General features: G+C 45.1%; 3 protein-coding genes and 1 pseudogene. 1 reads left to right on the forward strand and 3 read right to left on the reverse strand.

Annotated elements, in window-relative coordinates; genetic code table 11:
- Window positions 1–162: 162 nt before the first annotated feature.
- A pseudogene (locus V7K32_RS16300) lies at window positions 163–1,833 on the forward strand (calcium-binding protein); the annotation flags it as partial.
- 127 nt (window positions 1,834–1,960) lie between these two features.
- Here the strand turns inward: V7K32_RS16300 and V7K32_RS16305 are convergent.
- The 3 genes from V7K32_RS16305 to V7K32_RS16315 form a co-directional block, all read right to left on the reverse strand.
- Window positions 1,961–3,286, reverse strand: a complete 1,326-nt coding sequence (locus V7K32_RS16305) for a DUF58 domain-containing protein (protein WP_334994877.1) — start codon at window positions 3,284–3,286, stop codon at window positions 1,961–1,963.
- A gap of 32 nt (window positions 3,287–3,318) precedes the next feature.
- Window positions 3,319–4,176: a nitrate ABC transporter ATP-binding protein gene (locus tag V7K32_RS16310; protein ID WP_334994878.1), complete on the reverse strand. Its 858-nt coding sequence runs from the start codon at window positions 4,174–4,176 to the stop codon at window positions 3,319–3,321.
- A gap of 351 nt (window positions 4,177–4,527) precedes the next feature.
- A complete protein-coding gene (locus tag V7K32_RS16315) occupies window positions 4,528–6,528 on the reverse strand; it encodes an ABC transporter ATP-binding/substrate-binding protein (RefSeq protein WP_334994879.1) in 2,001 nt (666 codons plus the stop codon).
- Between the last annotated feature and the right edge of the window lie 174 nt (window positions 6,529–6,702).

Genomic DNA, 6,702 nt, shown 5'->3' on the forward strand with positions numbered 1-6,702 from the left:
TTTTTATATGCTGAATCTTCAAATGAAAATTGCTCTCCCTCAAGAGTGATATGAAAGTATACCGAAAACTTAAATTTTCGGCTACTTTTTTGTGTCCGAAAGCACTAACAGCAGGTTGAGAACTTAAGTTAGTGAAAAAATTGATTTAGTCAGGTAAAAATTATGGCAAATATCGTTGGAACCGACGGCTACGACTTGCTACAAGGTGGTCAGGGCAATGATACTTTCATTGGTGGTCAGGGGAATGATACGCTGACTGGTGGCGGTGGCAAAGATATTTTTATTTACAACTTGGGCGACGGTACTGATACCATCACTGATTTCGGCGGGGTAGGTAAAGCAACTAACCCGACAGCAGCAGTCATTGCTGAAGTGGACACTATTAAATTCCAGGGTGCAGGCTTAACTGCTCCAAATCTGCTGCTTACCCAGAATGGCAGCGATGTAGAAATTACCTTTGCAGGGAAGGCTGATGCCATAGTTATCCTGCAAAACTTCAAACTAGAAAACTTGGGCAATCTGAAAGCTTCTGGAACAAGACCATCTGCTGGTAATATCCTGTTTGATGGGCAAACTAGCATTACCAGCAGCTTTAATATCCTGGATGCTAACTCCACTCAAACTAGCCTGGGCATCAAAAACACCGTGACCTTCCTCAATGACCTATCCAACAACATTACAGGTTTAGACAACTCAAATGATGTCATTAATGGTCAGGGGGGCAATGACCGCATTGATGGCAAGAGTGGCAACGACTTGCTGCGGGGTGGTGCGGGGAATGATACTCTCATTGGTGGTGCGGGGAATGACACCCTTATTGGTGGTACGGGCAATGACTCCCTCGCTGGCGATAACCTGCTTTCTGGGGGCGATGGCAATGATTTTCTTTCTGTCTCTGGTTACACCAGCTTCAGCTACCCAGACGACGTATACGACTCTCACTCGTTTGGCAAAAACACCCTCAACGGTGGCGCTGGTGACGATAACTTGAGTGCTGAGGGTTCAACAGGTAATAACCTGCTGTCTGGGGATGATGGCAATGATTCTCTCTCCATCTCTGGCTACTACAAAGGAAATGACTACCAAGACTATGACTCTCGTTCGTCTGGTAATAATACCCTCAACGGTGGTGCAGGTAAGGATACTTTGAGTGCTGGCGGTTCAGCAGGCAATAACCTGCTCTCTGGGGGTGATGGCAATGATTATCTCTCCATCTTTGGCTACTACAGCTACACTCCCAGCGACCCGAACTCACCACGCGATGTCTCCATCACATACGACTCTCGCTCCATAGGCAATAATACCCTTAACGGTGGCGCTGGGGACGATAACTTGAATGCTAGCAATTCAAAAGGCAATAACCTACTGGATGGTGGCGCTGGCAATGATTATATTTCCGCCTCTAACGCCTCTGGTAAGAACACCCTTTATGGTGGCAGTGGGAATGACACAATCTATGGTGGCAGTGGGAATGATATCCTTGCAGGTGGTTTTGGTAATGACACTCTCTATGGTGGCAGTGGGAATGATACTTTTGTTTTCAATAGTTTCAATGAAGGCATTGATAGACTTTATGATTTTAAGCCCACTAATGACTTGATTCAGGTATCGGCTGTTGGTTTTGGTGGCGGGTTATCACCAGGTTCACTTAAGCCAAGTCAGTTTATCCTTGGAACATCTGCAAGTACTAATGCTCAACGATTCATCTATGACAATGTTACAGGTGGACTGTTTTTTGACCAAGATGGTAGTGCGTCTGGGTTTACTCAGGTAAAATTTGCACAATTATCTGCTGGTGTGACACTAACCAACAACAATTTTGTGGTTGTTTAATTGTGATTAGGAATAAGAATTAAAGAACCCACGCCGCATTTGAGTAAACTTACGCTCCCCTCTCCAAAATATCGGGGAGGGGTTGGGGGTGGGGTGTTAGGGATTGCAAGAGGTCTAATGCAATTGGCTAAAGTTGATTCCGGGCTTTGAGTTGCAGATATCGCTCAACTACCTGATCGGCAATTTGATTTGCTGGTGCATCTAGTATTAATACACCTTTTTGTTTCAACTGGGCATAAGCTACTTGTCGTTGCATTAATAAATCTAGTGCCACTGCACGGGCATAAGCATCTGTAACATCATCTGTAAAGGTGTGTGCTAAACGATCAACTTGCGGATCTCGCAGAGTGACACAAAATGGCAGATACCGGGGTGCTAGTTTGGAAAGTGCAGCCAGGAGTTCTGTAGAAGCGGTGACATCAATTAAGTCGGTAATCACCACTACTAGCGCCCTGCGAGTTTGACGCTGCACAACATTTGTCACCGCCCCTAAATAATCAGACTCAAATAACACTGGTTGAATTGGTGTCAGACGATCGATTAGCTGATTCAAATGATGTTGACCGCGTTCTGGGGGAATCCACGTATGCATCTGGCGGTCAAATACACCAACACCGACGCGATCGCCTCGATGTAACCCTGCCAATGCTAAGGATAAAGTTGCATTCAAACCCCAGTCAAATCGCTGCAAATTCTGCACTTTTGCTGTCATCAATCGCCCGCGATCGAGCAAGATTAGTAAAGTTTGTTCCTGTTCGGGTTCTAGAACCCTTACCAGTGGCGTTGCATTATTATAAGCCCCAACCCGACGGGCGGTAGCTTTCCAATCAATAAACCGCAAATCGTCACCAGTGCGATAGTTCCGCAGTTCGGCAAACTCTGTACCAATACCAGTTTTACGAGATTGGCGGATTGATCCTGATGATTGCAATGTTAAACGAATTGTCAGCGATCGCAACCCAACTAAATCAGGATAAACTTTCACTGGCAGACTTTGGGGAATTTGCCAATCATCCCAAGCTAATCCCCAAATTCCCAACTGTCGAACTTGAATATTTCCCCAAGGGAACTCGCCGCGCTGTGTTGGGTTGACGGTATACGTCAATTCCTGGGTGCTGTTACTGGGAATAATAGCATGAAGTGTGGGTGCAGATATGCCAAACCCTGTTGGGTAGTAATCGCAGATTTCAATTAGGGCGTTGGCTTTTGGCGATGTTACTTTTAGCACCACTGGATTATCGCGCCCAATAGATAATCGTGAGGGTAATTCGCGGCTAATTTGCACGCGAGAACGCCGCACCTGCAAACCATCTACAACCATCAATCCGAGAACGATCGCATCAAATAGCAAAATGATGGCGATCGCTGCTTTAATGTTGAGAAAAAGGCATAGAATCGGGGCGATAGCTATACCTAAAACCAACAATAAATAAACTCGTCTGGAAGGAACCATTTTTTAGAGTGAAAACTTAGGAAAAGATTAGCTTAACCTACGTCATCATGGGCAAAGCGGTTAAAGAGGAAATCTAGGGCATAATTACGTAGTTGGTAGTATTTTGGATCTTCCATGATCCGGGCGCGATCGCGGGGACGAGAAAACGGAATTTCCATAACTTCACCAATTTTTGCATGAGGGCCGTTGGTCATCATTACCAATTTATCTGCTAAAAATAGTGCCTCGTCGATGTCGTGGGTAATCATCAACACTGTACAACGGTTATCGCCCCAAATTTTGAGCAATTCTTCCTGTAACTCTTCTTTGGTGATGGCATCCAGCGCCCCAAATGGTTCATCTAAAATTAAAACTTTTGGACGAATCGCCAAAGCACCGGCGATAGAAACCCGTTGTCTCATACCGCCAGACATTTGCATTGGTTTCTTTTCCATTGCATCAGCCAGTCCCACCATTGCTAAATGATCGCGCACGATCGCTCTTTTTTCGGCTTGTGGTTTGTTGGGATAAACGGCGTTAACAGCTAAGTAGATGTTTTCAAAAGCAGTTCGCCAAGGTAGCAAGGCATAGTTTTGGAAAACAACCATCCTGTCTGGCCCTGGCTTGGTGATTGGTTCTCCTTCGAGTAATACTTGCCCGGAGGTGGGAAAGTTAAAACCGGATACCATATTTAACAGCGTCGATTTGCCACAGCCAGAGTGGCCGATGAGGCAAATAAATTCCCCCTGTTCGACGTTGAGGTTAACGCCGTCGAGTACTGTGAAGGGGCCTTGCTTTGTCGGATAAACTTTGGTAACGTCTTTAATTTCTAGGAATGGTCTACGGTTGGTGGTTGCAGGAACGAATGGTTTTCCTAGTGTGCTTGTAGGTGTGAAGTTACGGTTTTGCATGGTATTTTGGGGGTTACAAAGCTTGATGTTAAAGTTCAAAGGCTCATGAATATGGACTTACGCAAAAACCCTCTGAAACTCTTCTTCCTTTGTGTCCTTTGCGTACTTTGTGGTTCGTTTTTTCATGATTTTGCATAAATCGTGAGATTTTAAAGGCTCACTAACACAATACGCAAAGGACACAAAGTCAATTTTTTAACGTTCGCGGAGCGTGCCGGAGGCATTACCGCAAAGTCCGCAAAGAACGCGAAGGAAGAGAAGGAAGAAATCGTTAACTTGTTTGTTAATGGAGTTTAAAGACTGGCGGGTGATGTTTTACTTCTTCCGCTTCCTCTTTCTCTCAGCAGTTTTTTATGATGCAAGTCTTCTTCTCGGTGTATCAAGAACAACTTCGGCAATTGAAAAATCACGTTTAATTTTCAAGCTGTTGAGATAAGCGATCGGATCGTCGGCGTTAAAGGGAGTACCATCGAAGAGTTTGATCGGTTGGCGAATATAGCTAATATCCAAACCTAATTCTCGGGCGGCGGTGCTGAAAACCCGGACACGACACACCCGTTCAACAACTTCTACCCAATTTCTGGGAAAGGGAGTGTCACCCCAACGCGCCAATTGACTCATAATCCAAATTTGTTCGGTGCGACTGGGACGGTTAATGGCAGACTCAGAATAAAACTGGTGATGGGCATAGTCTCGCAACGGATGATCTAAGTCACAGGTGAGACTATCTGGATCTTCGAGTTGAATGTATTCTAAATCAGTGCTGACGTACTCTCGCCCTGCTAAAATTTGGCGAATTTCTTGGGTATTTTCGGGATTTGCACAATAATGGCAAGCTTCTAATAAAGCTTTAGTCAAGGCGATATGCGTATTTGGATAATTTTCTGCCCAATCTTCCCGCACACCAAGAACTTTACCGGGGTGTCCAAACCAAACTTCTAAGTCGGTAGCGATGGTAAAGCCGACATTTTCCACAGCAGCGCGGTAGTTCCAAGGTTCACCCACACAGTAACCATCAATGCTTCCGGCTTTTAGGTCGGCTACCATCTGCGCTGGGGGAATGGTCTTCATGTCCACATCGCTATCGGGGTCAATTCCTCCAGCCGCTAGCCAGTAACGCAACAGCAAGTTGTGCATCGATGCGGGATGTACTACTCCCATTGTGTGCCGTTGTTCGCGGGTGAGAATCAAGTGATTTCTGAAGTCTGATAAGGTTTGCACGCCTTGCTCGTAAAAGCGTTTAGCTAAGGTGATGGCGTTACCGTTGCGAGTCATGGTTAGGGCGGTGACAACGGGTAAAGGTTGGTTATTATGTCCCCCCAAAGTTAGCCACATCGGCATTCCTGAAGGCATTTGAGCCGCATCTAAATAACCACCAGTTATGCCATCGACGATACCCCGCCAGTTGCTTTCGCGCACCAGGTTAACTTCATCTAAACCGTGCTTGAGAAAGAAGCCTTTTTCTTTAGCAACTGCTAAGGGGGCGCAAGCTGTCAGAGGTAAAAAGCCAATTTCTAGGTTAACTTTTTCTAATCCATGACGGGCAATATCGGCAGTTTTCCGCGCCCGAATTTTCTTGATGCGCTTCTGCTGATTCAGGAAGTAAATCATCTCACTCCGCAAGCTGTAATAGCTGGGATGTTCTACTACTTCCATCCGCTTGCGGGGTCTGGGAATATCTACTTCTAAAATATCGCCAATTTTAGATTCGGGGCCGTTGGTTAGCATCACGATTCTGTCAGATAATAGCACCGCTTCATCTACATCATGTGTCACCATCACGGCAGTAACTTGATTTTCTTCGCAGATTTGCATGAGTTGTTCTTGCAAATTGCCGCGTGTGAGTGCATCTAATGCACCAAATGGTTCATCTAGCAAGAGTAATTTGGGACGAATCGCTAAAGCGCGGGCGATCGCAACTCGCTGTTTTTGTCCACCTGATAACATTCCTGGTTGTTTATCAGCATGGGGACGCAAACCCACCATATTGATATGTTTTTCGATAATGGCGTTGCGATCGCTTGCGGGTAAACCTTTCATTACTGAGTCCACGGCGAGGGCAATATTTTCTCTTACCGTCCGCCAAGGTAATAGCGAATAATTTTGGAACACCACCATCCTGTCTGGGCCGGGTTTGGTGATTCTTTGTCCTTCTAAGGTGACAAGACCTTCAGTAGGCAAATCCAAACCCGCAATCATATTTAATAAGGTGGATTTACCACAACCGGAGTGACCAATCAAAGAAACGAATTCTCCTTTTTTAATTTCGAGGTCGATTCCTTTGAGGGCGATATATTTGCCACCACCAGTTAATTCAAAAACTTTTTCAATTTGATCAACAGCTACGAACATAGGGTATTTGGTATTGCTAATTGAGAGTGAGTAATTTTAAGTTAGGAGTTAAGAGTGAGGAGTTAGGAGTTGAAAGCTATACCCGGATTTCTCACAACTAAGAAAAAAACACTTGGATTAGTCAGATTTAAGATGATTTAATTAATACATCATCAAAATATCTTTAGAGCGTGG

This window comes from Nostoc sp. (assembly GCF_036917635.1).
Lineage (GTDB): Bacteria > Cyanobacteriota > Cyanobacteriia > Cyanobacteriales > Nostocaceae > Nostoc.

What these genes read in the sequence shown, in the direction of transcription:
- V7K32_RS16310 (WP_334994878.1), bottom strand. Translation starts at nt 4,176, where the DNA reads ATGCAAAACCGTAACTTCACACCTACAAGCACACTAGGAAAACCATTC.
- V7K32_RS16305 (WP_334994877.1), bottom strand. Translation starts at nt 3,286, where the DNA reads ATGGTTCCTTCCAGACGAGTTTATTTATTGTTGGTTTTAGGTATAGCT.
- V7K32_RS16315 (WP_334994879.1), bottom strand. Translation starts at nt 6,528, where the DNA reads ATGTTCGTAGCTGTTGATCAAATTGAAAAAGTTTTTGAATTAACTGGT.